Origin of the sequence: Campylobacter parajejuni (assembly GCF_046764905.1) — a bacterium.
GTDB lineage: Bacteria > Campylobacterota > Campylobacteria > Campylobacterales > Campylobacteraceae > Campylobacter_D.
In genome coordinates this window covers 1-25,803 of the sequence record NZ_JBKORB010000010.1, presented here as the reverse complement: position 1 = coordinate 25,803, position 25,803 = coordinate 1, and the positions used below count along the sequence as shown (strand labels likewise).

At 33.5% G+C, this 25,803-nt stretch carries 23 protein-coding genes and 1 tRNA gene; 18 read left to right on the top strand and 6 right to left on the bottom strand.

The features are described 5' to 3' along the window. Positions 1-42 precede the first annotated feature (42 nt). The 3 genes from ACLL8X_RS08435 to ACLL8X_RS08425 form a co-directional block, all read right to left on the bottom strand. Positions 43-537, bottom strand: a complete 495-nt coding sequence (locus ACLL8X_RS08435; RefSeq protein WP_411990483.1) for an Arm DNA-binding domain-containing protein — start codon at positions 535-537, stop codon at positions 43-45. Between the two features lie 240 nt (positions 538-777). Further along, positions 778-854, bottom strand: a tRNA-Ile gene (locus ACLL8X_RS08430). A 64-nt stretch (positions 855-918) separates the two neighbouring features. Continuing rightward, positions 919-2,019, bottom strand: a complete 1,101-nt coding sequence (locus ACLL8X_RS08425; RefSeq protein ID WP_411990482.1) for an FtsW/RodA/SpoVE family cell cycle protein — start codon at positions 2,017-2,019, stop codon at positions 919-921. A gap of 76 nt (positions 2,020-2,095) precedes the next feature. Between ACLL8X_RS08425 and ACLL8X_RS08420 the strand changes: the two genes are divergently transcribed. The 17 genes from ACLL8X_RS08420 to ACLL8X_RS08340 all read left to right on the top strand — a co-directional run bounded on the left by ACLL8X_RS08420 (position 2,096) and on the right by ACLL8X_RS08340 (position 21,637). Further along, positions 2,096-3,064, top strand: a complete 969-nt coding sequence (locus ACLL8X_RS08420) for an RluA family pseudouridine synthase (protein WP_411990481.1) — start codon at positions 2,096-2,098, stop codon at positions 3,062-3,064. Continuing rightward, positions 3,009-4,241: a fibronectin type III domain-containing protein gene (locus tag ACLL8X_RS08415; RefSeq protein WP_411990480.1), complete on the top strand. Its 1,233-nt coding sequence runs from the start codon at positions 3,009-3,011 to the stop codon at positions 4,239-4,241. The genes ACLL8X_RS08420 and ACLL8X_RS08415 overlap by 56 nt, the downstream gene beginning before the upstream one ends. Then, on the top strand, positions 4,241-5,419 hold the full coding sequence (trmB, locus tag ACLL8X_RS08410) for a tRNA (guanosine(46)-N7)-methyltransferase TrmB (protein WP_411990479.1): 1,179 nt from the start codon (positions 4,241-4,243) through the stop codon (positions 5,417-5,419). Before ACLL8X_RS08415 ends, trmB begins: the two co-directional genes overlap by 1 nt. A 71-nt stretch (positions 5,420-5,490) precedes the next feature. Then, positions 5,491-6,156 carry a cell division ATP-binding protein FtsE gene (locus tag ACLL8X_RS08405; RefSeq protein ID WP_411990478.1) on the top strand — a complete coding sequence of 222 codons (666 nt, stop codon included), beginning with the start codon at positions 5,491-5,493 and terminating at the stop codon, positions 6,154-6,156. After that, positions 6,143-6,949 (top strand): FtsX-like permease family protein, encoded by an 807-nt coding sequence (locus ACLL8X_RS08400; RefSeq protein ID WP_411990477.1) that lies wholly within the window; start codon positions 6,143-6,145, stop codon positions 6,947-6,949. Before ACLL8X_RS08405 ends, ACLL8X_RS08400 begins: the two co-directional genes overlap by 14 nt. Then, complete coding sequence (locus tag ACLL8X_RS08395) at positions 6,946-8,130, top strand: murein hydrolase activator EnvC family protein (RefSeq protein ID WP_411990476.1); 1,185 nt, start codon at positions 6,946-6,948, stop codon at positions 8,128-8,130. The genes ACLL8X_RS08400 and ACLL8X_RS08395 overlap by 4 nt, the downstream gene beginning before the upstream one ends. Before the next feature lie 51 nt (positions 8,131-8,181). Next, complete coding sequence (gene pyrH / locus ACLL8X_RS08390) at positions 8,182-8,901, top strand: UMP kinase (protein ID WP_411990475.1); 720 nt, start codon at positions 8,182-8,184, stop codon at positions 8,899-8,901. A 9-nt stretch (positions 8,902-8,910) separates the two neighbouring features. Next, on the top strand, positions 8,911-9,135 hold the full coding sequence (locus ACLL8X_RS08385; RefSeq protein WP_038816865.1) for a DNA-directed RNA polymerase subunit omega: 225 nt from the start codon (positions 8,911-8,913) through the stop codon (positions 9,133-9,135). Continuing rightward, positions 9,119-11,314 carry a RelA/SpoT family protein gene (locus tag ACLL8X_RS08380; protein ID WP_411990474.1) on the top strand — a complete coding sequence of 732 codons (2,196 nt, stop codon included), beginning with the start codon at positions 9,119-9,121 and terminating at the stop codon, positions 11,312-11,314. Before ACLL8X_RS08385 ends, ACLL8X_RS08380 begins: the two co-directional genes overlap by 17 nt. A gap of 14 nt (positions 11,315-11,328) precedes the next feature. Next, the gene (tyrS, locus tag ACLL8X_RS08375) at positions 11,329-12,534 is read left to right on the top strand and encodes a tyrosine--tRNA ligase (protein WP_411990473.1); all 1,206 of its coding nucleotides are present in this window, start codon (positions 11,329-11,331) and stop codon (positions 12,532-12,534) included. Then, the gene (locus tag ACLL8X_RS08370) at positions 12,531-13,622 is read left to right on the top strand and encodes a nitronate monooxygenase (RefSeq protein ID WP_411990472.1); all 1,092 of its coding nucleotides are present in this window, start codon (positions 12,531-12,533) and stop codon (positions 13,620-13,622) included. The genes tyrS and ACLL8X_RS08370 overlap by 4 nt, the downstream gene beginning before the upstream one ends. After that, positions 13,622-15,589, top strand: coding sequence for an N-acetylmuramoyl-L-alanine amidase (locus ACLL8X_RS08365; RefSeq protein ID WP_411990471.1), 1,968 nt, complete (start codon positions 13,622-13,624; stop codon positions 15,587-15,589). Before ACLL8X_RS08370 ends, ACLL8X_RS08365 begins: the two co-directional genes overlap by 1 nt. After that, the gene (mnmC, locus tag ACLL8X_RS08360) at positions 15,586-17,427 is read left to right on the top strand and encodes a bifunctional tRNA (5-methylaminomethyl-2-thiouridine)(34)-methyltransferase MnmC2/FAD-dependent 5-carboxymethylaminomethyl-2-thiouridine(34) oxidoreductase MnmC1 (RefSeq protein WP_411990470.1); all 1,842 of its coding nucleotides are present in this window, start codon (positions 15,586-15,588) and stop codon (positions 17,425-17,427) included. The genes ACLL8X_RS08365 and mnmC overlap by 4 nt, the downstream gene beginning before the upstream one ends. A gap of 119 nt (positions 17,428-17,546) precedes the next feature. Further along, a complete protein-coding gene (locus tag ACLL8X_RS08355) occupies positions 17,547-18,686 on the top strand; it encodes a hydrogenase small subunit (RefSeq protein WP_411990469.1) in 1,140 nt (379 codons plus the stop codon). A gap of 2 nt (positions 18,687-18,688) precedes the next feature. After that, positions 18,689-20,404: a nickel-dependent hydrogenase large subunit gene (locus ACLL8X_RS08350; RefSeq protein ID WP_411990468.1), complete on the top strand. Its 1,716-nt coding sequence runs from the start codon at positions 18,689-18,691 to the stop codon at positions 20,402-20,404. 10 nt (positions 20,405-20,414) lie between these two features. Continuing rightward, positions 20,415-21,107: a Ni/Fe-hydrogenase, b-type cytochrome subunit gene (gene cybH / locus ACLL8X_RS08345; protein WP_411990467.1), complete on the top strand. Its 693-nt coding sequence runs from the start codon at positions 20,415-20,417 to the stop codon at positions 21,105-21,107. After that, positions 21,104-21,637 carry a HyaD/HybD family hydrogenase maturation endopeptidase gene (locus ACLL8X_RS08340; protein WP_411990466.1) on the top strand — a complete coding sequence of 178 codons (534 nt, stop codon included), beginning with the start codon at positions 21,104-21,106 and terminating at the stop codon, positions 21,635-21,637. Before cybH ends, ACLL8X_RS08340 begins: the two co-directional genes overlap by 4 nt. Here ACLL8X_RS08340 and recR read toward each other — a convergent pair. Genes recR through ACLL8X_RS08325 form a run of 3 tightly spaced genes read right to left on the bottom strand, consistent with a single transcriptional unit; the run spans position 21,634 to position 24,112 of the window. After that, positions 21,634-22,209 carry a recombination mediator RecR gene (recR, locus tag ACLL8X_RS08335; protein WP_411990465.1) on the bottom strand — a complete coding sequence of 192 codons (576 nt, stop codon included), beginning with the start codon at positions 22,207-22,209 and terminating at the stop codon, positions 21,634-21,636. The genes ACLL8X_RS08340 and recR overlap by 4 nt on opposite strands. After that, positions 22,209-23,444, bottom strand: a complete 1,236-nt coding sequence (locus ACLL8X_RS08330; protein ID WP_411990464.1) for an ArsS family sensor histidine kinase — start codon at positions 23,442-23,444, stop codon at positions 22,209-22,211. The genes recR and ACLL8X_RS08330 overlap by 1 nt, the downstream gene beginning before the upstream one ends. Then, positions 23,441-24,112 carry a response regulator transcription factor gene (locus ACLL8X_RS08325; RefSeq protein ID WP_411990463.1) on the bottom strand — a complete coding sequence of 224 codons (672 nt, stop codon included), beginning with the start codon at positions 24,110-24,112 and terminating at the stop codon, positions 23,441-23,443. The genes ACLL8X_RS08330 and ACLL8X_RS08325 overlap by 4 nt, the downstream gene beginning before the upstream one ends. A gap of 153 nt (positions 24,113-24,265) precedes the next feature. Between ACLL8X_RS08325 and dnaJ the strand changes: the two genes are divergently transcribed. Next, positions 24,266-25,390 carry a molecular chaperone DnaJ gene (gene dnaJ, locus ACLL8X_RS08320; protein WP_411990462.1) on the top strand — a complete coding sequence of 375 codons (1,125 nt, stop codon included), beginning with the start codon at positions 24,266-24,268 and terminating at the stop codon, positions 25,388-25,390. The last annotated feature ends 413 nt before the right edge of the window (positions 25,391-25,803 follow it).

Below are 25,803 nucleotides of genomic sequence, written 5' to 3'. Positions count from 1 at the left end.
TTTCTACTTCTTTGAGCGGTAAATAATGCAAAATAAATTCCATTAAAAACTTATAGTTCTTATTAAAGTTTCTTGTAGATTTTTTTTATAAATTAAATCAAAAATAGGAATAAAACTTTGTTTATTTAATTTGTTAATTTCTACCTTACTTAAAGTAGGAGCAATGTATTTATTGTAATAGCATTCAAGTTTTTTAATTGTTGTTGAAGAAAGTCTTTGTCCTATCGTTTCTAAATAATATTCAAAAGCTTTTTCAAGGGTAAAATCTTTAAATTCATTACCTACATACTCGCCTTCACGAATTTTCCTTAAAATTAAAATAGCTTCTTCTCTTGCATCAGCTAAACTAAAAATTTCTTTGACATACTCACCTATACTGATATAAACCTTATGTCTTTGTTCTCTTATTTGAAAAACTTTTTTGCCACTAGGATGGATTTTTATATAGAGTTGTTTAGGTTCGCCTAATGGAACCAAATACGCTTTTTCTTTAGGTTCTAATTTATCTAAATCTTTTTGAGAAAGTGGTTTTTTCATTTTATCCCTATTTTTCAAAACTATGATTTGTTTTTTGATTTAATTTTCTAAGTTTTTTTAAAAATTAAAAATTTCTGAATTATACCCACAATTTGCTAATCAATTCTTGGGTATAAAATGGGTATAAAAATACTTATTGAACGCATTGAAGAAAAATCCATTCCCTATTTTTTATTTTTAATGAAAGTGCTATTTTTAGGTGGTTTGCAAAGGTTTTGCTGAAAGTGAGAAATTAAAATCTGGTGGATTTAGCAGGACTCGAACCTGCGACCAACCGGTTATGAGCCGGTTGCTCTAACCAACTGAGCTATAAATCCGCCACTTAAGTTGATAAGTTAAATTAAAAGATAAGATTATATCTTATTAATACTTAAAAATATTTTATTTGGTTTTAATATCTGTCCAAAAATACCGAAAAGTGATTAAATGCTGCAAAATTCCAAAGAAAATCATAAAAATGGTAAAAGAACTTCCCCCATAGCTAAAAAAAGGCAAGGGAATTCCAACCACAGGCGCAAAACCTATGGTCATAGAGATATTAACCGCAGCATAAATGAAAATAAATAAGGCAACGCAATTGAGTGCAACTCTAGCAAAATAATCATCTTTGAGTTTGTAATTTAAACTCAGCAAATGAAAAATAAGCAAAATATAAAATAGTATTAAGGTCAATCCCCCTATAAATCCAAATCTTTCTATCATATAAGCAAAGATAAAATCACTCGTTGAGATGGGTAAAAATTTAAAATGAGTTTGAGTAGCTTCATCTTGGGATTTTCCTGTTAGTCCCCCATTTCCTATGGCTATCATAGATTGAGCGACTTGATAACTAGGTTTTTCGGCTATAAAATCGTGAATTCTTTGCTTTTGATAGGGTTTTAAAAGATGGGTGTAGATAATAGGAGAGCTAATGCCTATAACAAGCACAATGCTTAGCCAAATTTTATAATGAACTCCCATAATAAAAAGCACACCAAAGCCCACAAGCAACAAAACCATAGCACTTCCCAAATCAGGCTCTTTAGCAATCAGCAAAAAAGGCAAGATAATATAAAAGCTAAGCTTGATGAATTGTTTAAGTTTGTATCCATTTTTTGGGGGTGGATTTTGATAAATAAGATAGGCAAGCATTAAGATAAAACTGGGTTTAAAAATTTCAGAAGGCTGTATAGTAAAATGCGTAAAAGGAATTTCAAGCCATCTTTTAGCCCCTAATTTTTCAACCCCAAAAATATCCACACTTAAAAGCAAAAATATATTAATCCAATAAGCAACTGGAATAATCCAAATAAATTTTCTTATAGGAAAAAAGAAAAAAATCGTAAAAGCAAACAGTCCCACACAGGTATAGACAAACTGCTTTTCTGCCAAAAAAGGATTGGCTTCAAAGATTAAAAAAAATGAAGTAAGAATGATGGGTAGAAACAAAATAGGCTGCATATAATCAAAATGGGTTAAAATTCTTCTATCTAGGTTAAACAAAATTTGCCTTCAATTAGTAATATAAAGCTATAATTATAAACTAAAATTTTAAATTCCTAAAAGCTTTAAGGAAAAAATGCAAACTTTTTTAGCAGATGAAAATTTAAGACTTGATGTGTTTTTGGCTCAAAAACTAAAGCAAAGCCGTAGTCAAGTTGCCTTACTTATAGAAAAAGATTGTGTAAGCGTTAAGGGTCAAATTCAAAATAAAAATTCATTTAAGCTTAAAAATGGCGATATTGTTTGTATTGCAAATTTAAAGCCTCATGATGAGATAAAACCTCAGTTTAAAGTGGATTTTGATATTGGTGTATTGTATGAAGATGAAGATTTGCTTGTTTTAAATAAGCCTTCAAAATTAACCGTTCATGGAGCAAGTAGTGTTAAAAATGCCACTTTGGTGGATTGGTTGATAGAAAAAAAATACACTTTATCTAATCTAGGCGGAGAGCTAAGAGCGGGTCTTGTGCATAGGCTAGATAAAGATACAAGCGGGGCTATATTGATAGCGAAGAATAATTTTACCCATCAAAGACTTAGCGAACAGCTTGCAAATAAGAGTATGGGGAGAATTTATCTTGCGTTAATTGATTTGCCACTAAAAGAAGATAAAATTCTAGTCGAAAAATTTTTAATGCGTTCGCCTTCTAATGCCATTAAAAAAATAGCCGTAGCTAAAGAAAATAAATTTTGCAAAAGTGCGAAGTCTGCTTTTATCAATATAGCAAAAAGCGAAAATTTAAGCTTGATAGCGGCTAAACTTTTCACAGGAAGAACGCATCAAATTAGAGCGCATTTAGCGAGTTTAAATCGCTATATTTTAGGTGATAGTTTGTATGGTTATAAGGGTAAGTATGAAGGTAGAATAATGCTTCACGCTTATTTTTTGTATTTTATCCATCCAAGAACCAAAGAGCCAATTTTCGTTAAAGCACCTTTAATGCAAGATTTTAAAAATATTATGTCAAATCAAATCAATTTAGGAGAAAATGATGAAAAGATTTCGCTTGAGTTTTTACTTGAGTTTTTTAACTCTTTTACTTAGTGCTTGTAGTGTTTCGCAAATGAATTCACTAACTTCAAGCAAAGAGCTTACCGTAAATGAAAGTTTGCCAAAGGTTGAAAATTTAAAAAGTCTTAGCGATATGAGCAATATAGCCTTTGAATGGGAGCCTTTGTATAATGAAAACATCAAAGGATTTTATTTATACCGTTCTAGTGATGAAAATCCTGATTTTAAGCTTGTAGGCACTATCAAAGATAAATTTCAAACGCATTATGTGGATACAAAATTAGAACCTAATACCAAGTATCGCTATATGATGAAAAGCTTTAATGAACAAGGGCAAATTTCAGAAGATGGCAAGCTTATAGAAGTAAGCACAACTCCAAGACTAGAATCTGTTCCTTTTGTCCAAGCCGTAACTAATCTACCTAACCGCATCAAACTTATTTGGCGTCCTCATCCTGATTTAAGGGTGCATTCTTATCTCATAGAAAGAGCTAAAACGGATAAGGAATTTAAACAAATCGCAGAAGTGAAAAATCGTTTAAATGCCGAGTATATCGATAGCGATTTAAAGCCTAATGAAAATTCAAATTATAGAATTATTGCTGTGAGTTTTGATGGGATAAAAAGCGAACCAAGTCAAGTTGTAAGCTCTACAAGCAAGGCTTTGCCTCCGCAAATTGAGCATTTAAATGCTAGCACAGATGGTTCTAATAAAATCATTTTAACTTGGGATGCGCCTGTATATGAAGATTTTTCTTATTATAAGGTTTATTCTACAAGTTCAAGTTTGCTTCCCTTTAGTGTTTTGGCAAAGACGGATAAAAACTCTTATGAGGATATAGTTGAAGGTGCGGGCAAAAGCAAGTATTATAAAGTAACAATGGTAGATAAAGATGGGCTTGAAAGTCCTATGCCAAAAGAGGGTGTAGAGGGTAAAACTTTGGCTAATCCTTTAGCTCCTAGTATTATTTTAGCTCAAAGCACAAATGAAGGGATAAATGTGGAATGGAGTGATAATGATGCTAGGGCTGTTGAGTATGAAGTAAGACGCTATGGTGGGGAGCAAAATGCGGTTTTTAAAGGCATTAAAGAAAAAAGGCTAAAAGATGTCAAAGCCTTGCCCGGAGTAGAGTATAGTTATGAAGTGATTGCTATTGATTCGGCTGGACTTCGTTCAGAGCCTTCAAGTAAAGTTAAGGCGGCTCAGTAGTGCCAAATTTTAAAAGCAAAAAGATTAAAGAATTAAACCTACCTTATAGCAAAGATGAGGTCCAATTTCTTTGGTTAGCTAAGAATGATAGGGTGAGTCTTGTTTATACAAAGCTTGGGGATGAAAGTTTTTTTTTGCAGATTAAAAAAGCACAAAATGCTTTTGTGATTAAGGGTGATAAACATACAAAACCTTCTAAAATAGGCTATTTGCAAAAGGCTTTAAAAATTTTTAAAGAAGGATTTTGTGAAGATATTGTAAGTGAAGCCTTTGGGCTTAAAAATAATGCTTTAATTGAAAAAACTCCTTTTATCGTGGGTGATTTTGATGAACTTTTATCTAAGCTTCAAGGTAAAATTTATATAGAAATAGGCTTTGGCTCAGGAAGACATTTGCTTTATCAAGCAAGAAAGAACCCAGATGTTTTGATTTTAGGGGTTGAAATTTATAATCCAGCTCTTACTCAAGTGGCTAAACTTGCTAAAGCACAAAATATAAACAATATTTTATTGATACAAAGCGATGCTAGGTTATTATTGAGTGTCTTAAAATCAAAATCAGTTCAAAAGATTTTTCTACATTTTCCTGTTCCTTGGGATAAGAAGCCCCATAGACGCGTTGTAAGCAGGGATTTTTGCAAGGAGTGTGCTAGGGTTTTGACCCCAAGGGGTCGATTTGAGCTAAGAACGGATAGTTTTGAGTATTTTAATTTTACCTTAGAACAATTTTTGACTTTTTTGGCTCCAAAATTTAGTCTTAGAAAAAATGAAAATTTAGAAATTTCAAGCAAGTATGAAGATAGATGGAAAAAACAAGAAAAAGATATATATGAACTTTGGGTGTGGAATTTTAATGAAGAGTGTAAAAACTATGAGTTGAGTGAATTTAATTTATCATCGCTTGAATTTTCTAAGGATGATTTGAAAAAAATAGAACAGAATTTTAAAAATATAACTATAAAAAAAGATGATTTTTTCTTGCATTTTGAAAGTATTTATAAACAAGATGAAAATTTGCTTTTAAAGCTTGCGTTTGGGGCTTTTAATAGACCCCAGCATTGTTATTTGTATCTTGATAAAGCGATTAATTTTGTTTTTAAAGAGCCATTTAAAATTCAAGAAAATATTAAAGCAATACATGAATTAAAAGAAATTTTAAAAGTTCAGTTTAAAATCTAAGCTTTTCTTGAAAATTAAGCAAAAATAAAGCATAATTAAAAATTTAAAAAAGGGAAATTTAAGGAAAAAGGATGCCTAATTTAATCCAAGCTAACAAACTTACTTTAGGTTATGATGAATTAGTTATCAAAGAAGCGAGTTTTGCTTTTAAGGATGATGATTTTGTTTTTATCACGGGTAAAAGCGGAAGCGGTAAAAGCACACTTTTAAAGTCTTTTTATGGGGATTTAGAGCCGCTTTCTGGCAAACTTGAAGTGTGTGGGTCCTTGATGAATAAGATTGGAAATTTAGAGCTTTTAGCCTTGCGTCAAAGGATAGGGATTATTTTTCAAGATTATAAACTTGTGCAAGAATATAGCGTTGAGAAAAATGTTATGCTGCCTTTGATGATTAAGGGTTATAGTAAAAAAGTATGTATAAGCCAAGCTGCCAAGCTTTTAAAGCATGTGAATTTAACCTTTAAAGCGGATAAATTGCCTAATCAACTTAGCGGCGGGGAGCAACAACGCGTTGCTATGGCAAGGGCTTTAGCCCACAATCCTAAGCTTTTGCTTTGCGATGAGCCTACTGGAAATTTAGATGAGTATTCTTCGGATATTATTTGGACGCTTTTAAAATCAGCCAAAGAGCTTTTAGGAACTTGTGTTATAGTAGTAACCCATAGAATTCCTAGTAATTTAAGAGTGGATTATCGTCGTTTTAATATAGAAAATGGAAAAATGAATGAAATTCTTTAAAACACATTTATCTTTGATTTTACCTTTGCTTTTTATGATGTTTGCTTTTGAGTTTATTTTGATTATAAATGCAAGTTTAAGGCACTATGAAGAGCTTGTGAATAAGGATTATAACATTATAGTTGTTAGCAAAACAGAGCTTGAACAAAATGTTTTGAAAACGAAAATCCCCTTTTTCTCAGGGCTTGAACCTTTAGACCCTAAGGATTTAATCGAGCGTTTAAAAAATGACCTTTCTGAGAAGAATTTAAAGGTTTTAAAGGATTCTTTGCCAAAATTTTATACCTTAAAGCTTAATTCTTTGCCTACGCAAAATGAGCTAAATTCGATAAAAAACCAACTCTTAAGTATTGGGGGTATCACTAAGGTTGAAACTTTTGCCAAAACCCACGATAAGATATATTCTTTGCTTATCTTGATGAAATTTGTATTTTGGCTTTTCTTATTCATCATCATTTTGCTTTCTTTTGTGCTGTTTTTAAAACAAATGAGAATTTGGCTTTATGAGCATACAGAACGCATAGAGATTATGTGTTTGTTTGGAGCTCCTTTTTGGTTTCGCTCCTTTATGCTTTATAAGGTGGTAATGCTAGATTGTTTTATTGCTTTTGCTATTTTACTTGCTTTTTTTACGCAAATTTTTGATTTTTTTATTATTCAAGAGAGCTTAAAGGCTGCGGATATTGTTTTTCCGCCTATTAATTTTATTTTGCATTTGAGTCTGATTTTTTTAGCGACTTTGTTTATTTGTTTGTTGTGTGTAAATTTGGTTATGTTTAAGGTAAAAAGATGAGAAAAAATATTCTTATCTTTTTTTGTTTTTTTTTATTTACTCAATTTGCTTTTGCCAATGCTATAAATGAAAAAACTAAGAGTTTAGAGGAAAATAAACGCATACAAGAGCAGCTGAATAAAAAGCTTGAAGATTTAGCCAGTGATATATTAAATGGCGAAAAAAGCTTAAAGCTTTTAAGTTTGCAAATTCAAAGTTTAAATTCCCAAACTTCCAAGCTAGAAGCCACAGCCAAAGCTCAAAATCAAGAATTAAAAACTCTTGCAAGTCAAAATGAAGCTTTGCTAAAAAATAAATCCAATATAGAAAGTAGGCTCATATCCTTGATGGCTAAGGATTTTGCTTATGATTTGCCTATTCCTCAAGGTTATATTGAAAGCGAAGAAAGTTTTATGGCTTTTGAAATTTTAAGAAATTTAAATCAGGTTTTAAATGAAGAAATTTTTAAAATTTCTAAGGATTATGAAGGGGTGAGTAGATTAATTGACGACAAACAAGCTCAAATTCAAAAAATCAACAATAGCCTTAAGGATTATAACGCCCAATTAGTCAAGCTCCAAGACTTAAAACAAAAACAAATGAACGAAGTTAATAAGCAAAAAACAGATAGAAATATTTACGCAAAAAAACTTGATGATTTAAGGGCGCAGCAAGAAGAACTTAGAAAAACTTTAAATCAGCTTAAAATCGTCCAGCAAAAACCCGCTCCCAAACCCCCTGCCGCACAAAATCAGCAAAATCAACAAATTCGTCAAGTTGGCACAAGCTATCAAAATAGCTCCGTTAAGCGTTATACAGGCAAAAAGACCATAGCCCCGCTTGAATCTTTTACTGTGAAGCAAAAATTTGGAAATTATGTTGATCCTGTTTATAATCTTAAAATTTTCAATGAAAATGTGGTTTTAAGAAGCAATAAAAGCGATGCAGTTGTGAAAAATGTCTTAGATGGTAAAGTGGTTTTTGCTAAAGATACAAGTATGTTAGCACGAGTTGTTATTGTCGAGCATAGCAATGGCATACATACCATATATGCACATTTGGATAAGATTGCTCCCAATATTAAAGTGGGGAAAAATATCAAAAAAGGTGCCGTGGTGGGTAGGATAAAAAATGATTTAACCTTTGAGGTTACTCAGCAAAATTTTCATATCAATCCTTTGGAGCTTATCAGTTTAAATTAGCTAAATTTAATGGAATTTAAAATATAATTTCAAGTTAAACAAGGAGAAAGAATGCAAGAGAAAAAAAGAGTTTTGGTAAAATTTTCAGGCGAGGCTTTAGCGGGTGAAAATGGCTTTGGCATAGAAAATTCTATTTTAAAATTCATAGCTTCACAGATTAAGCAACTCATTAACAATCAAATAGAAGTAGGCATAGTCATAGGTGGAGGCAATATTATCCGTGGGGTAAGTGCTGCTAAGGGTGGTTTGATTAAAAGAACAAGCGGGGACCATATGGGAATGTTAGCTACCGTGATAAATGCTATTGCTATTCAAGAAGCTTTGGAAAGCTCAGGGCTTGATGTAAGGGTTCAAAGTGCTATTCAAATGGAAGCCTTTTGTGAAACTTATATTATGAGAAGAGCGCAAAGACATTTGGAAAAAGGTCGTGTTGTGATTTTTGCCGCAGGGACGGGAAATCCTTATTTTACTACGGATACCACAGCGATTTTAAGGGCAGTAGAAATTGATGCTGATATGGTGATAAAAGCTACTAAGGTTAATGGAGTTTATGATAAGGACCCTAAGCAGTTTGATGATGCGGTATTTTTAAGCACTTTAAGTTATGATGAGGCTATGCAAGATGATATTAGAGTGATGGATGATACAGCCATAGCCTTAGCTAAAGATAATAAACTTCCTATTGTGGTTTGCAATATGTTTGAAGAGGGTAATTTGCTTAAAATTATACAAGGTGATACTAGCCTTTGTTCGATTGTTAAAAATAATTAAGGAGAAAAGATGGATAAAAGAATAGAAGAAGTGGCGGCAAAAGCTTTAGAAAAAATGGGCAATGACAGATACCGTCTTTCTTTAGTTGTAGCTAAAAGAGCAGAACAACTAGCTAATGGGGCGACTCCTTTGGTGGATTTTGATAAAAATAAAAATAAATTCGCAGATATAGCCTTATATGAAATTGCAGAAAATAAAATTACTTTAGAGGGTTTAGTTGAAACCAATCGATGAAGAATTGTTGCTTGAACAATTAATCGATAAGGTCAAAAATTGCAAAGATTTAGAACTGGCTAAGGCTTTGCTTTTTGAAATTTGTGGATGGGATGCTATTCTTGAAAAGGCAGTGGAGTATTGCATACTTTGCCACGAAGGGCAGTTTAGAAAAAGTGGAGAGCCTTATGCGGTACATCCTATCTTAGTCGCAACCCTTGTTGGATTTTTAAGTGAAAACAAAAGCAATATCTTAGCCGCTTTACTGCACGATGTGATTGAAGATACGAGTTGCACCGAAGAAGAGCTTGAGAAGCAGTTTGGTTCTGAAGTTTTAAGGCTTGTTTTGGGACTGACTAAAATTATAGAAATTAGAGAAGATAATCTCATTTCATCTAAATCCACAAAGGGTTTGACCAAGTCGGCTTTAACCTTTAGAAATATGCTACTAGCAAGCACTCAGGATGTGGGGGTTTTGGTTGTTAAGTTGTGCGATAGACTTCATAATATGCTTACGCTTGAAGTTTTAAGAGAAGATAAGCAAAAAAGAATCAGCGAAGAAACCTTAGTAGTATATGCTCCAATAGCTCATAGATTAGGAATTTCTAGCATAAAAAATTATTTAGAAGACCTAAGCTTTAAATATCTTATGCCTGATGAATATAAGCTTATTGACAATTATATCAATTCCAACAATCAAGAAATGCAATTAAGTCTCAATCAATTTATTTCCAAAATCGAACTTCTATTTTTAAGCAATGGTTTTAGACAGGGTAGTTTTGAGATACAAAAACGCATTAAGCATAGCTATTCTATTTATCTTAAAATGCAAAGAAAGGGCGTGGGCATTGAAGAAGTGCTTGATTTGCTTGGAGTGAGAATTTTAGTTCAAAAAGTAAGCGATTGTTATTTGGCTTTGGGAATTTTACACACGCATTTTAATCCTTTAGTCTCGCGTTTTAAAGATTATATAGCCTTGCCTAAACAAAATGGCTATCAAACCATACACACCACACTTTTTGATACTAAAAGCATTATAGAAGCACAAATTCGCACCTTTGATATGCACAAAATTGCTGAATTTGGTATAGCCGCACACTGGAAATATAAAGAAGATGGTAGTGTGGTTGCACCGCGTCTTGATTGGCTTGCAGATATTTCGATGCAAAGCGTAAATAATCTTGAAAATGCAGAAGATTATAATGCTATCGAGCTTTATGAGTATGCTAAGGATAGTCTTTATGTTGAAGATGTGGCTGTGTATTCTCCTAAGGGAGAAATTTTTACCTTGCCCCGGGGTGCAACCGTGCTCGATTTTGCTTATGAAGTGCATACTAAAGTAGGGCTTCATGCAAAGAGTGCTTATGTAAACCGTGTTAAAGTGCCTTTACTGACTGAGCTTAAAAACGGCGATATAGTCCGCGTGGTAACGAGTAATGATAAATTTTATCGCTGTTCTTGGATAGATAGCGTTAAAACAGGAAAAGCAAGGGCAAGCATAAGGGAATTTTGTAAGCAAAAAAATAGAGAGCTTAACCTAGCTAGTGCTATGAATATCTTGGCTTTTATTTTTGGTGTGGATAAAGATAGAATTGAAAATTGGATAGAAAAAGAAAATTTAAGCAGACGCATTAGGCAAGTAGCCACAGATAGTGCCTATTTAAAAGATATAGTCAATGGTCTTAAAAAATATGCTAAGAAGTCTTACTGGTTTGATAAGTATGAAATTAAAGAACAAAAAATAGGCAATTTTACTCTTTATTGCAATCATAAAATCGCTAATGTGGATTTTGATTTTTGCTGTCATCCAAAAAGAGGTGATGCTGTGTTGGCTTTTGTTAAGGGCGGGAGTGTTATCGTTCATCATAAATTTTGCGATAGAGCCGATAAAATGATAGATAATAATCAAGATATGGTTTTTATCAAATGGGATGCTAATATCCCTAAATCTTATAAACTCATTTTTTCTTTAGAGAATAAAAAAGGTGTTTTAGCGGAATTTTTGGCATTTTTAGCTAAAATGCAAATCAATCTCTTGACAATTAATTTATCAAATGATTCTAATTCGGCGGTGGATTATTTTGAAATAACAATGGAAATCCCTGATAATATCAACCCTGATAGTGTTAAAGATAGGCTAAAGGCTCGTTGTAAGATTTTGGATTTTACATCTTTAGATGATGCCTATAAGGAAAATTAAAAAAGGTTAAATAGATGAATATAAAAAATATACTAGCAGAAATCAAACGAGGCTGTGCGGAAATTATCGATGAAGAAAGAATAGAAATTTTAATCACAAATTATTACGAAAAGGGTGTGAATTTTTTTGTAAAAGCAGGATTTGACCCAACAGCTCCGGACTTGCATTTAGGGCATAGTGTTGTTTTAAACAAAATGGCTTTTTTGCAAAAGCACGGAGCCATAGTGCAGTTTTTAATCGGGGATTTCACGGGGCAAATTGGCGACCCAAGCGGAAAAAGCACAACGCGTAAAAAGCTAGATAAAGAGCAAGTTTTAATCAATGCTAAAACTTATGAAGAACAAGTTTTTAAAATTTTGGATAGAGAAAAAACACAGCTTAAGTTTAATTCTACTTGGCTTAATGAGTTAGGTGCTGCGGGTATAGTGGAGCTTACTTCAACTTTTAGCGTGGCAAGAATGCTTGAAAGAGATGATTTTACCAAGCGTTTTAAAGAGCAAAGTCCTATTTCTATTTGTGAATTTTTATATCCTCTGCTTCAAGGATATGATAGCGTAGCTTTAAAAAGCGATATTGAAATGGGTGGGACGGACCAAAAATTTAATCTTTTAATGGGAAGACAACTTCAAAGAATTTACAATGTGGGAAAAGAACAGGCTGTGATTATGATGCCCTTGCTTGAAGGTTTAGATGGGGTTAATAAAATGAGCAAGAGTTTAAATAATTATATCGGTGTTACACAAAAAGCTAAGGATATGTATGCTAAGATTTTAAGTATTAGCGATGAGCTGATGTTTAGGTATTATGAGCTTTTAAGCCAAAAAAGTTTAGAAGAAATCGCACAAATAAAAAAAGATATAGAGCAAGGCAATTTACACCCTAAAAAAGCTAAAGAGAACTTGGCTTTAGAAATCACAGAGCGTTTTCATTCCAAAGAAGAAGCTAAGGATGCTAAGAGCGAATTTGATAGCGTGCATTCTCAAAATGCCTTACCAAGTGATATTGCAGAATTTCAAATACAAGGAAAAATTTGGTTGGCTAAGGCTTTGGTTGAATGCGGCTTAGAAAGCTCAACTTCTGCGGCAAGAAGAAGCATAGTCGCTAATGCGGTTAGCATCAATTCTCAAAAGATTAATGACGAGCAAAAATATTTAGAAATAGGCGAATATATCTTACAAGTAGGTAAAAGAAAATTTGCAAAATTAAAGGTAAAAGAATGAATTTAAAACCCGTAAAAATAGGAAAACATACTATAAAATATCCCATTTTTCAAGGAGGGATGGGACTTGGCATTAGTTGGGACAAACTAGCTTCTGCGGTTTCTTTAAATGGCGGACTTGGGATTATTTCTTCTGTGGGAACGGGCTATTATGAAGAGCGAAAATATGCCACTAAGGAGCTTAATGCCAAGCCCTATGGGAGTGAAAATTTTTACTCACGCAGGGGTTTAGAGGCTTTGATTACTAATGCAAGAAAGGTTTGCAAAGATGCTCCTTTGGGCTGTAATATACTTTGTGCCAGTAATGATTATGCAAGAATAGCTAGGGATGCTTGTGAAGTGGGTTTTAATGTCATCGTTTCAGGGGCGGGATTGCCTACAAATTTGCCTGAATTTACAGCAGATTTTCCTGATGTGGCTTTAGTGCCTATCATCTCATCGCCTAAGGCTTTAAAAATCATCTGTAAAAGATGGCAAAGTCGTTATAACCGCTTACCCGATGCAGTGGTTTTAGAAGGACCAAAAAGCGGGGGGCATCAAGGCTTTACCTATGAACAATGTTTAGACCCAGCTTATCAATTAGAAAAATTAATCGCTCCTGTTGTTGAGGAGGCGAAAAATTGGGGTTCTTTTCCTGTGATGGCTGCGGGTGGAATTTGGGATAAAAAAGATATAGAAAATGCCCTTGCTTTAGGTGCGAGTGGGGTGCAAATGGGAACGCGTTTTATAGGCACTTTTGAATGCGATGCGAGTGAAGAATTTAAAAGCGTTTTGCTTGCCTCTAAGGAAGAAGATATAGAACTTATCAAATCCCCTGTGGGTTATCCTGCTCGTGGGGTTAGGACTAATCTTTTAAATTTAGTAGATAAAAGAATGGGACCAAAGATTAATTGTATAAGCAATTGCGTTGCGCCTTGTGGGCGTGGAAAAGAAGCGACTAAGGTGGGTTACTGTATAGCAGATAGGCTTTTTGATGCGTGGTCGGGCAAAAAAGAAACCGGACTTTTCTTTACGGGTGCGAATGGATACCGTTTAGATAAGCTTATTAGCGTTAAAGAACTTATGGAAAAACTAGTTAATGGTGAATAATGGCTAAAATTTTTGTATTTTTAGTATTTTTTTTTACAATTCTTTTTGGAGCTTATGAAAACGAACTTGCGAATTTTGATAGGGATTTCATAGCTTCTAAGGCTGAGAATCAAGTAAAATTCCATCATCAGCTTAAAGCTCTTTATATACAAAGCGTTATTAATGAAGATGAAAAAACGAAAATCGAAATTCTAAAAAGATTGATTATCAGCTCAAATACTTTAAATTTAGATGATAAATCCTATGCTGATGAACTAAAAGAAAGTGGCATAAGTGAAGTAAGTATCAATGCTTTAAGAAAGGCTGTTATTAAAGATATTAAGGTTCAAAATCTTGCTAAAAATACTGAAAAATCGACTTTTGAACCTATAAAAACGAGTCAAAAAATTGAAAAAAATACACCCGATGAGCAAGTAAAAAATACAGAAAAAACAAAAGCTTCACAAGAGAGCGGCATACCTTCTAAGGCAAAAAGTGAGACTAAAATTTATGTTTTAAAAGCCAATAAGAGCAATGAGAGCGTGGAATTTGAACTGAATGCTAATTTAACTAAGGAGCAATTAAAAAGTTTTGCTTTAGATGAAAAAGGAAATTATCGCTTTATTAGTGATTTTGATGGGGTTTTAGAAGGGGGTAAAAAAGAGTTTAAATTCACTGATTATCGCTTAGTGATTTCGCAATTTAATCCCAAAACCATACGCATAGTCGTCTATGCTAAAGAAAAAATTCCTATCCATATAGCTTTTAAAGATAAAAGCTTGGTTTTTTCAAAAGAGAGTGCTGGACAAAAAAAGAGTGAGCAAGATAGCAAAATTTCAGAGAAAAAGCAAGAGCAAAAAAAAGAAGTTAAAACTAAGGTTTTAGAAACAAAAAAACAAGATAAAAAAACCAATAATGAAAAAGAAAAACAAGAGCCTTTATATGTTTTAGCCGTGGAACGAATTTCAAACGCTGTTGTCTTAAATTTAAGCGATGATTTGGATGAAAAAGAAATAGAAACGCTAGAGACTAAAGACCAAAAATTTAGATATATCATAAGCTTTCAAGGCATTTTAGAAGGCAATAGAAAAAGCTTTGCTTTTGGGGCAAATGTTATTACTGTGACGCAGTATAATCCTAAAATAGTCCGCGTAGTTTTAAGTGCTCCTAAGGAATTTAAGCTTTTAAAAAAGCTAGAAGGAACAAAACTTAGCTTAGGTTTTCAAACGCCACAACAAGCTGCAAAAACAAATCAAGACACAAAACTAACTCAAAACAAAGCCCTAAATACAAACTATAAAGCAGGAAAACTCATAGTCATTGATGCAGGACACGGCGGAAAAGATAGCGGAGCCTTAAGCGATAAAAAAGGAAGTTTAAGGGAAAAAGATATAGTTTTAAGTGCGAGTTTAAAGCTAGGAGCCGAGCTTAAAAAAAGGGGCTATAAGGTGCTTTATACAAGAAGCACGGATAAATTTATTAATCTTAGAGATAGAACCAAATATGCCAATGATAAAAAAGCCGATTTATTTTTATCCATACACGCCAATGCAGCTCCAAATGCCACAAAGGCAAAAAGCAGCGAAGGCGTGGAAACTTTCTTTTTAAGTCCAGCAAGAAGTGAAAGAAGTAAAAAAGCCGCAGAAAAGGAAAATCAAGGGGATTTTGAAGAGATTAATTATTTTTCTAAACAAAGCATTTTAAATTTCTTAAACCGCGAAAAAATCGTTGCTTCCAATAAACTTGCCATCGATGTGCAAAAAAATATACTGACCCAAGCACGCAAAAAATATAAAATCGTAGATGGAGGCGTAAGAGAAGCACCCTTTTGGGTTTTAGTAGGGGCGCAAATGCCTGCGATTTTGATTGAAATAGGCTATATTACTCATCCAAGTGAAGGTAAAAGAATTGCTAATAAAGCTTTCCAAGACACTTTGGTTAGGGGAATTGCTGATGGGGTGGAGAATTATTTTTACAATAACCCATGAAAAAAGCTAACTTAGTTTTTAAAGACAATACCCCCTTTTCTTTGGATTTTGATGATTTTTATTTTAATTCCAAAGAGGGTTTAAATGAAAGCAAATTCGTTTATACTCACGCTTTTGAATGGAAAGAACAAGAAAATTTTGTCATCGCAGAGAGTGGCTTTGGTATAGGTTTAAATTTTTTTCTTACCCTAAAACGCTTTTTAGAAACTCCTCCTTCCAAACGCCCTAAAAAACTTTTTTATTTGAGCATAGAAGCTTTTTATATTGAAAAAGAACAATTAAGAGAAAGTTATCAAAAATTAGGATTTTATGAAGAATTTAAAGAGTTTTTAGAACAATTTTTAAAATTTTATCCTAAGGCTAAAGAAGGGATTTATCGTTTTTATTATGAAGATTGTTTTTTAGAACTTATTTTTGATGATATTGGCATTTTAAAAGAATTAGATTTTAAGGCTGATGTTTGGTATTTAGATGGCTTTTCTCCAAATAAAAACTCACAAATGTTTGATGAAAATGTAATTTTTGAAGTCGCAAGGCTTTCTAAAAAAGGGACGCAAATTTGCACTTTTTCTTCGGCAAGTTTTTTACAAAAAAACTTAAAAAAATACGGCTTTAGAGTGGAGAAAACAAAGGGTTTTAGAAAAAGAGAAATGCTTAGAGCTTTTTTGGAAAATGAGTTGGATTTTAAAGATAAAGAAGCGTATTTTTCAAGAATTTCCCTATCTTTAAAGAATAAAAAAATAGCCCTTATCGGTGCAGGAATTGCTAGTGCTGTGTTGGCTTATGAGCTTAGTTTAAGGGGATTTGAGATTGATGTTTTTGAAAAAGATTTAGAGTTTGGCAGGGGTGCAAGTGCGAATGAGTGTGGAATTTTAAGCTCTTTAATCTTAAAGCCTAAGGTCAATTTAGGAGAGTTTTCGGAGCTTTCTTTTATAGAGGCGAGTCGTTTTTATAGGCAAATTTTAGATTTAGATTTTCAAGGTGTGGTGGAGTTTGCGCATAATGATTTAATGCAAGAAAGATTTGCAACGCAAAAAGAAAATGCTTTGTTTAAAATTTCAAAAAATCAAGCTTTTTTAGAAGATGGTGGGCTTATTTTTCCTAAGCTTTTGGTTGAAAATCTTTTTAAGAAAAGTAAGGCTAATATATATTTTAAGCATGAATTTAGAGCTTATGAATTTAAAAATGGGCTTTTTGACTTAAAATTTAAGAATAAAAATGCAAAAAAGGATTATGCCGTTTTAGTCTATGCTATGGGTGCAGACACGAAAGACTTTATTTTTTATGATGAAATGAAATTAAGCAAGGTAAGGGGGCAAGTAACGCATCTAAAACCTTTTTTAGATACTGAGTTTGCTTTATCTTCTAAGGCTTATATTTGTCCTAGAAAGGATAATTTGCAAGTCATTGGGGCAAGTTATGATAGGCAAGATACTAGCTTGGAAGCAAAAGATGAGGATGATAGGCAAAATATAGAAAATATAGCTGAATTTATAGATAAAAATGCAAAATTAGAAATCATAGGCTCTAAAGTGGGTTTTCGCTCCTATTCAAGCGACCGCTTTGTCATAGCTGGAAATGCCTATGATGAGAGCTTTTATAAGAAAGAATACAAGGCTTTATTATGGACAAAAAATAAAGAGCAAGTTAAGGCTAAAGCCTTGCATAATTTGTTTTTTAATTTCGCTCATGGTTCAAGGGGCTTTAGCACCAGTGTTTTGACGGCTAGATATTTGTGTGCTTTGATTAATAATGAACCTTTAACTTTGCAGAAAAAATACATTCACTCTATCCATCCTGCAAGATTTTTAATCCGCAAACTCAAAAAAGGCTTATGATTAAGTTTTAATTAAGAATAATATTAATATTTACTTATGAGAGTAAGTTTTTAACTTTATTTTAACTTCCTTTATTTTATTATTATAAGGAATAGATTTTATGTTATAAAGGAAATATAATGATTAATTATCATCAAATAGAGTCGCGTTTATCGGCTCTTGAAAAGCTTCCTTCTTTAAAAGACAATGATAGCATTGCAAATGCCTTAGAGAAGTCAGGTTTTTCTAGAAGGGATTTTATGAAATGGGCGGGTGCTATGACAGCCTTTTTGGGACTTTCAGCAAGTTTCACTCCTATGGTAGCAAGAGCGGCTGAGTTAGCCGATAGACTTCCTGTTATATGGCTTCATATGGCTGAATGCACGGGTTGTAGTGAGAGTTTGTTAAGAAGTGATACGCCTACGATTGATAGTTTGATTTTTGACTATATATCCTTAGAATATCACGAAACAGTGATGGCTGCATCGGGTTGGCAAGCTGAAGAAAATTTAGAAGGAGCCATTGAAAAGCACAAAGGCAAATATGTTTTGATGGTTGAAGGTGGCATACCTATGGGCGATACAGAAAGCTTTTTAACCATAGGGCCACACGGAAAAACAGGTTATGAACTTTCGAAAATGGCAAGTGAAAATGCTTTAGCTATTTTTGCTATTGGCACCTGTTCGAGCTTTGGTGGAATTCAAGCTGCCAGACCTAATCCCAGCAACGCTCAACCACTGAGTAAGGTAACAAGCAAAAGTGTGATTAATGTTCCGGGCTGTCCGCCTAGTGAAAAAAATATAGTGGGAAATGTGCTTCATTATTTATTATTTGGTGAGTTACCAGCACTGGATGTTTATAATAGACCAAAATGGGCTTATGGTTTAAGAATTCACGATTTGTGTGAAAGACGCGGACATTTTGATGCGGGTGAATTTGTGCATGCTTTTGGCGATGAAGGAGCAAAACAAGGTTTTTGTCTTTATAAGGTAGGTTGTAAGGGGCCTTATACTTTCAACAACTGCTCTAGGGAGAGATTTAATCAGCACACTTCTTGGCCTATCCAAGCAGGACACGGCTGTATAGGTTGTTCTGAACCAAGTTTCTGGGATACTATGGGACCTTTTGAAGAGCCTATGGCAAGTCGTAAATTTGACACGGTTTTTGGGCTTGGTGCTGATAGTGTTTCGGATAGAATCGGCATAGGAGTGCTTACGCTCACAGGCGTTGCTATAGCAGCACACGCAGTTATATCTTCCATGCAAAAAGATAAGGAGTAAAGATGAGTCAAAAAATAATCGTAGATCCAATTACAAGAATCGAAGGACATTTAAGAGTTGAAGTCGTTGTTGATGATAATAATGTTGTCAAGGAAGCTTACGCAGGTTCTACTTTGTGGCGTGGTATTGAAACCATAGTAAAAGGACGCGACCCAAGAGATGCGGGTTTTATGACGCAAAGAATTTGTGGAGTTTGCACTTTTTCGCACTATAAAGCAGGTATAGTTGCAGTTGAAAATGCTTTGGGTATTACTCCGCCACTTAATGCACTTTTAACGAGAACTTTAATGAATGCTGCGCTTTTTTTACACGACCATATCGTGCATTTTTATCAACTTCATGGGCTTGATTGGGCGGATGTAGTGAGTGCTTTAAGTGCAGATGTTAAAAAAGCAAGTGATGAAGCCTTTAAATATACTCCAAATCCTTACGCTACGGGTGCAGATAAACTTCTTGAAGTGCAACAAAAGCTTAAAGCCTTTGTCGATAAAGGCAATTTAGGACCTTTTGCTAATGCGTATTATGGTCATCCAACTTACCGCTTAAGTGCAGAGCAAAATTTAATCGTTCTTTCACATTATTTAGAATGTTTAAGAATTCAAAGGATTATCGCTCAATGTATGGCGATTTTTGGTGCGAAAAATCCACATCCACAAAGCTTAACCGTTGGTGGAGTTACTTGTGTTATGGATTTGCTTAATCCTTCAAGAATGGGTGAATATATGGTTAAATTCCAAGAAGTGCAAGACTTTGTTAATCGTGCTTACTATCCTGACCTTGTGATGGCAGGAAAGGCTTATGCGAATGAAGCAAGTGTCTTAAATGACATAGGGGTAAATAATCTTTATACTTTCAAAGAATTCCAAATTGGAAGAGATGAATGGCTTTTTGAAAGTGGTATTATCAAAAATGGAGATTTAAGCAAGGTTTATGAAGTAGAAGAAGATAAGATTACCGAAGAAGCGACTCATTCTTGGTATGCAGATAATGAGCCTTTACATCCTTATGATGGTAAAACCAATCCAAATTATACAGGCTTAGTTGATGGAGAGAGTATAGACCATCACGGAGAACTTGTGCATACTAAGAATTTTGATACTAAGGGTAAATATAGCTGGATTAAAGCCCCACGCTATGAAGGAAACCCTATGCAAGTGGGACCTTTGGCAAATATCGTTGTTAATTATGCTAAGGGAAATCAAAATGTCGTGCCTGTGGTAGATGAATTCCTAAAAGAAACAGGACTTCCTTTAAATGCTGTATTTAGCACACTTGGAAGAACAGCTGCACGCTGTATAGAAGCAAAAATCGTTGCAAATAATGCTTTAAGAGCATTTAATAATTTGGTAGAAAATTTAAAAGTAGATGAAACCACTTGCACCCCTTATGTGATTGATAATTCTAAAGAGTATAAAGGACGCTATATGGGGCATGTGCCACGCGGAACTTTAAGCCATTGGTGTAGGATTAAAAATGGGGTAATTGAAAACTGGCAAGCCGTGGTGCCTTCGACTTGGAATGCAAGTCCAAAAGATGCAAATGGCATAGGCGGAAGTTATGAACAATGTTTGATAGGACTTAAAATTGCCGATGTAAGGCAGCCGCTTGAAATCATTAGAAAAATTCACTCTTATGACCCTTGTATCGCTTGTGCGGTGCATGTGATGGATACTAAGGGCAATAATCTGAGTGAATATAAAGTGAATGTCAATTTATAAGGGGGCTTTCATGCAAAATAAAGAAGAAAAATTGCAAAGAAAAGCTGAATACGAATTTAGCATAGGTTTGCGTTTAACGCATTGGGTAAGAGCTGTTGCCATAGTGATATTAATTGGCACAGGATATTATCTTTCTTATGTGTTTCAAAATCCTATTAGCAACGGCGAACCCGTAAATTTTATGCAAGCAAAATATCGTTTAGTCCATCAAGCTGTGGGTTTTGTCTTGATTGCTTGTGTTATTTTTAAAGTGTATTTGTTTTTCTGTGATAGGGTAAGTGCAAAAGAACGCAGAAGCATATGGGATATTTTTAATATCAAATTATGGATAGAGCAGGTAAAATTTTACATTTTCTTAGGAAAACACCCGAATTTAAAAGGGGTTTATAATCCTTTGCAATTTGTAACTTATTTTTTCTTTTATCTTGTGATGTTAGGTATCATTCTTACAGGACTTATTCTTTATACTCATACTTATCACGAGGGTTTAGGTGGGCTTTTATATCATATTTTAAGACCGCTTGAAGCTATGCTTGGGGGCTTGGCTGAGGTTAGAACTTATCATAGAATTTTAATGTGGGTGATTATGATATTTGTCCCAGTGCATATTTATATGGCGGTTTTTAATGCAGTAAAAGGCAAAGATGGAGCCTTAGATGCCATAGTGAGCGGTTATAAATTTGTCAAAGAAGAGAAAAATTGAAATTTTTAGTGCTTGGCATTGGCAATATTATGTTTGCAGATGAAGGCTTAGGCGTTCATCTTTGCAAACAACTTGAAAAAAACTACAAATTTACACATTCTCATTTTACCTTAGATTTTATTGATGGTGGGACTTTGGCCTTGCAGTTAAGCTATATCATTGCTAAATATGATAGACTTATTGTTTTAGATTGTATAGAAGCAGATGGGGGTAAAATAGGCGATGTTTTTTTCTTCCCTTATGAGGCTATGCCTAAGCAAATTAGTTGGAGTGGCAGTGCTCACGAAGTAGAAATGCTTCAAACTCTCCAATATATGGAACTAATGGGCGATTTGCCCAAAACCCATATTTTAGCTTGTATCCCAAAACGCATTGAAGCGATGAGTTTTAAGCTCTCAGATGAGCTTATTAAAGGAGCTAAGATTATGGAAAAAACTTTACTTGATTTTCTTGGCAAGGAAGGTTTTTCTCATGAAAAAGTTGCAAATTTTTCTTTGCAAGAATTAGCCGATATTTCTTATAAAAACTAAATTTTAGTTCTAAAATTCATAGCTTTATTCAAAGAGATTAAATCTACATTTTCTAGATTGACCCCACTAGGAATTCCTTGTGCGATTTTGCTAAAAGTTAGCTTTAAATCCTTAAATTTATCTTCTATAAAAAAGATAGTGGCGTCTGAATTTATGCTATGTGTTAATGCGAAAATGATTTCTGTTGTGTTTAGCTTGAGTATTATACGCTTCAGTTTTTCAAGTTTTTCTTCATTTAACTCATCTAGGACAAAATAAAGTCCATTGTAGCTTTTGCTTTCTTCAAGCGTGAGTATGTCTTTAGGACTCTCAATGATACATAAAATATCTTTATTTCTTTCTTCATCGCTGCAAATTTCGCAAAGCTCATTTTCACTTAAAGCACCACATTGCTGACAAGGTTTTATGAAACGCACAGCGTTTTCTATATTGTGTGCCAGTTTCATACCATCAATTGGGTTATGAATGCAAATATGATAGGCAAGTCTTATGGCGGTTTTTTTGCCTATGGTGGGTAAATTGGCAAAGCTTTCGACCAATTCATTAAATTTTTCTAAGCCTTTATTTGCCATTATTTTTCTTTGTCTCCAAAGAAAATTCTAAAACAATGCTTCCCATCTTCATAAAAATAAATCAAATCAAAATTATGGAGCTTACATACTTCCGAAACTATATAAAGTCCAAGCCCCATACCTTTGACTTGATTGTGTTGTTCTCTAGTAAAAGCTTGAAAATAATGCTCTATCGGCTCCGCCAAAGGTTTGCCCGGGTTTTTAACGACAAAGCGTTCTTTGCAACAAAAAAGCTCACAAGTTCCATCGCTTGAATATTTTAAGGCATTGTCAATAAGATTTTTTAAAATTACAGAGAAAATTTCCATATCAACATTGATTAAGGCGTCATATTTTAAATCAACCTTTACAACCCTATTAAAATCATCTCTCATAAGATGTTTTTTGGCTTCTTTGAGTATAGCACTAAAGTGGCTAGGCTTAACGTGTAAATTGTAATTCTTTGAAAACAAATTTTCAATTTTAGCAATCTCATTAATCAAAGAATCCATACGCAAAAATATAGCGATAAGTCTTTCTTTTTGCTTCTCTTCTTTAATCATCTCTGAAATGATTCTTCCTTTTCCTATGGGGGTTTTCAGTTCGTGCATAATAGTGCGTAAGAAAAGTTGCCTTGATTTGATTAATTCTTGATTTTTTTTAAAAGCTTTTTGAAATTCAAAGGCGATTTTCCCCACTTCATCTTTTTGATAGTCTAAAAAATCAGGCTGTTCGCCGTTTGCAACTTCTGCGACTTGTTTTCTCAATTTTTTTAAAGGCTCTAAAGATTTTAGCACTGAAAAATACATAAAAATAATGAGTAAAGAAAAAGAAAAAAATCCAATCAACAAAAGATTGTAAATTCTATCGCTAGTATTTTCTTCATATAAAGCGTCAAAATCTTTGCATTGGACATCAAGATAGAGATTGCTACGATATGTTAAAGAAGAGAGAGTGCAAAGGTCATTATCTTCTTCAAAAAGGGATTGTCCATTATTTCTTATGACTTTTACGAGATAAGAATTTTGTATAGCGTTAAAGCCACTATTTTTAAGATAAGCTCCCATTTCAACGCCTGAAGTGCTTTCATAGGAGATGAGTAAATTTTTGATAAGATTTTTTTGTTTTAAACCTTCTTCTTCGTTATAAGCATTTCCTTCTATCTTTAAAAGCACGATAAAAAGCACACAAACTAGAAAAAAAGTAACAACAAATAAAACAATGAGCTTGGTATAAATAGAATAATTTTTCGTCATCCTATGAGTTTATACCCTATACCTCTAACAGAAAAAATATGTTTTGGAGACTTCGAGCTATCTCCTATTTTTACTCTTAAGCGACCGATGATGACATCAAGACTTTTAGAATCTTTATCTTTTAGATTTTTACAGCAACTTACAAGCTGTTCTCTTGAAACGCTATATCCGTGTTGCCCTATAAGGTATTCTAAAATTTCATACTCGGCAGGAGTAAGCGTTAAAACTTTATCTTTATAGACGATTTCGTGTCTTCTTTCATCGATTTTAAAAGCAGAGCTAATATTTTCATTATTAGTGTGTTCAACTCTTTTTGTGCGACGAATAAGACTCATAATCCTTGCATACATTTCTTTAGGGTCATAAGGCTTTGGCAGATAATCATCTGCACCGATTTGAAGTCCTACAACCTTATCGCTTAAATCGCCTCTAGCTGATGATATGATAATAGGAATACTACTTTTTTGTCTGATTTCCCTGCAAACTTCAAGGCCATCAATTCCGGGCAAGGTTAAGTCTAGGATTAAACAATCATATCCTTGAACACCTGCATTTAGAACATTTTTAGGATTTTCAAAATTGGTGATTTTAATATTAAATTGAGCTAAATACTCAGATAATAATTGAGCAAAATCAGGATCATCTTCTATCATCAACACATTAATCATTGTAGTATCCTTTAAATTTCATCTAAGATTTATAATCTTTACATAATTTTATTTAAAATTTGATAAATTATTGATTTTATTTTTGCTAGAATTAGGTTTTTGAATTTTTAAAATTCAAACTTCAAATAAAATTTAAATTTTTAAAGGAATAATGTGGAAATAAGTTATTATGAAATTCTTGAAATAACGCAAAATGCCGATAAAGAAACCATAAAAAAAGCTTATAGAAAAATGGCTTTAAAATACCATCCTGACAGAAATCAAGGCGATAAAGAAGCCGAAAATAAATTCAAGCTTGTCAATGAAGCCTATGAAGTTTTAAGCGATGATGAAAAGCGTGCGATTTATGATAGATATGGAAAAGACGCTTTAAAAGGCGGCGGATTTGCTTCGGGTGCTTCAGGCTTTGGTGGTTTTGAAGACTTGGGGGATATATTTTCTAGTTTTTTTGGAGAGGGTTTTGGCTCTTCATCGCGTCGTAGAAAAAGTTCAAATGATGAGAAAATCCCTGCTGATTTTATTGTTAATTTAAACTTAAGTTTTAAAGAAGCGGTATTTGGTTGTAAAAAAAACATAGACTTTGCTTATAAATGCTCTTGCAAAACCTGCAATGGAACGGGAGCTAAGGATGGAAAAACGCAAATTTGTCCAAAATGTCAAGGTAGGGGGCAGGTTGGAATTTCTCAGGGTTTTATTACCTTTGCACAAACTTGTCCGGATTGTCAAGGAAGTGGAGAAAAAGCCAGTGAAAAATGCAGTGATTGTAAGGGTTTAGGTTACAATGAAAGCAAAGATAGTATTGAGCTTAATATCCCAGAAGGTGTAGATACGGGTATGAAACTTCGTGTCAATGCTAAAGGCAATGTTTTAAAAAATGGAACTAGAGGTGATATGTATGTTAAGATTATCGCTGCTAAAGATGATACCTTTATTAGAGATGATGATAATATATACATAGAATTTCCCGTGTTTTTCACTCAAGCCATACTAGGACAAAGCATAAAAGTGCCTACTATACGAGGGGAGGCGACCTTAAATTTGCCAAAGGGTGCCAAAGATAAGCAAAGATTTGTCCTTGAAAAAGAAGGAGTGAAGGATATCCACAGCTCTCGCATAGGAAATCAAGTCGTTCAAATTTCTATCAAATTTCCAAATTCTTTAAACGATGAACAAAAAGAGCTTTTAGAAAAACTTAGTGAAAGCTTTGGCATCAAAGATGGTATGCACCAAGAGCAAAAAGGGCTTTTTGAAAAAATCGCTAATTGGTTTAAATCTTAAATTTCTCCAATGCTTTTTAGCTTGGGGAATTTTTTAATCCAACTCTTCTTTCTAAAATTTTATAAAGTGTAGTTTTAGAACTTTCTTGTATAATTGCAGTGTTTAAGTTGCTAACTTGTCTCGGTGTTGAGAAAGGTGGTGGTTAAATGTTAGAGAAAATAGTAACAATTCTAATATTAGTCTTGCAACTAACATTAGAACTATTAAAAATCTTTCATTGATTAACACATAAAAATAACACTTAGAAATTCTAACCAAATCCGCTTAGCATAAACTTAAACAATCTTACAACGCTGAGACTTGCGGATTGGCTCAGCTTAAAAAACTTTAAAAATAAAAAATTAAGAGTTTTAAGAAAAAATTTGTATAATTGCAGTGTTTAAGTTGCTAACTTGTCTCGGTGTTGAGAAAGG

Bases quoted from the DNA above. Each gene is read 5' to 3' on its own strand.
- ACLL8X_RS08435 (WP_411990483.1), bottom strand. From the start codon at position 537: ATGAAAAAACCACTTTCTCAAAAAGATTTAGATAAATTAGAACCTAAA.
- ACLL8X_RS08420 (WP_411990481.1), top strand. From the start codon at position 2,096: ATGCAAACTTTTTTAGCAGATGAAAATTTAAGACTTGATGTGTTTTTG.
- ACLL8X_RS08415 (WP_411990480.1), top strand. From the start codon at position 3,009: ATGATGAAAAGATTTCGCTTGAGTTTTTACTTGAGTTTTTTAACTCTT.
- ACLL8X_RS08405 (WP_411990478.1), top strand. From the start codon at position 5,491: ATGCCTAATTTAATCCAAGCTAACAAACTTACTTTAGGTTATGATGAA.
- ACLL8X_RS08400 (WP_411990477.1), top strand. From the start codon at position 6,143: ATGAAATTCTTTAAAACACATTTATCTTTGATTTTACCTTTGCTTTTT.
- ACLL8X_RS08395 (WP_411990476.1), top strand. From the start codon at position 6,946: ATGAGAAAAAATATTCTTATCTTTTTTTGTTTTTTTTTATTTACTCAA.
- pyrH (WP_411990475.1), top strand. From the start codon at position 8,182: ATGCAAGAGAAAAAAAGAGTTTTGGTAAAATTTTCAGGCGAGGCTTTA.
- ACLL8X_RS08385 (WP_038816865.1), top strand. From the start codon at position 8,911: ATGGATAAAAGAATAGAAGAAGTGGCGGCAAAAGCTTTAGAAAAAATG.
- tyrS (WP_411990473.1), top strand. From the start codon at position 11,329: ATGAATATAAAAAATATACTAGCAGAAATCAAACGAGGCTGTGCGGAA.
- ACLL8X_RS08370 (WP_411990472.1), top strand. From the start codon at position 12,531: ATGAATTTAAAACCCGTAAAAATAGGAAAACATACTATAAAATATCCC.
- ACLL8X_RS08365 (WP_411990471.1), top strand. From the start codon at position 13,622: ATGGCTAAAATTTTTGTATTTTTAGTATTTTTTTTTACAATTCTTTTT.
- mnmC (WP_411990470.1), top strand. From the start codon at position 15,586: ATGAAAAAAGCTAACTTAGTTTTTAAAGACAATACCCCCTTTTCTTTG.
- ACLL8X_RS08355 (WP_411990469.1), top strand. From the start codon at position 17,547: ATGATTAATTATCATCAAATAGAGTCGCGTTTATCGGCTCTTGAAAAG.
- ACLL8X_RS08350 (WP_411990468.1), top strand. From the start codon at position 18,689: ATGAGTCAAAAAATAATCGTAGATCCAATTACAAGAATCGAAGGACAT.
- cybH (WP_411990467.1), top strand. From the start codon at position 20,415: ATGCAAAATAAAGAAGAAAAATTGCAAAGAAAAGCTGAATACGAATTT.
- recR (WP_411990465.1), bottom strand. From the start codon at position 22,209: ATGGCAAATAAAGGCTTAGAAAAATTTAATGAATTGGTCGAAAGCTTT.
- ACLL8X_RS08330 (WP_411990464.1), bottom strand. From the start codon at position 23,444: ATGACGAAAAATTATTCTATTTATACCAAGCTCATTGTTTTATTTGTT.
- ACLL8X_RS08325 (WP_411990463.1), bottom strand. From the start codon at position 24,112: ATGATTAATGTGTTGATGATAGAAGATGATCCTGATTTTGCTCAATTA.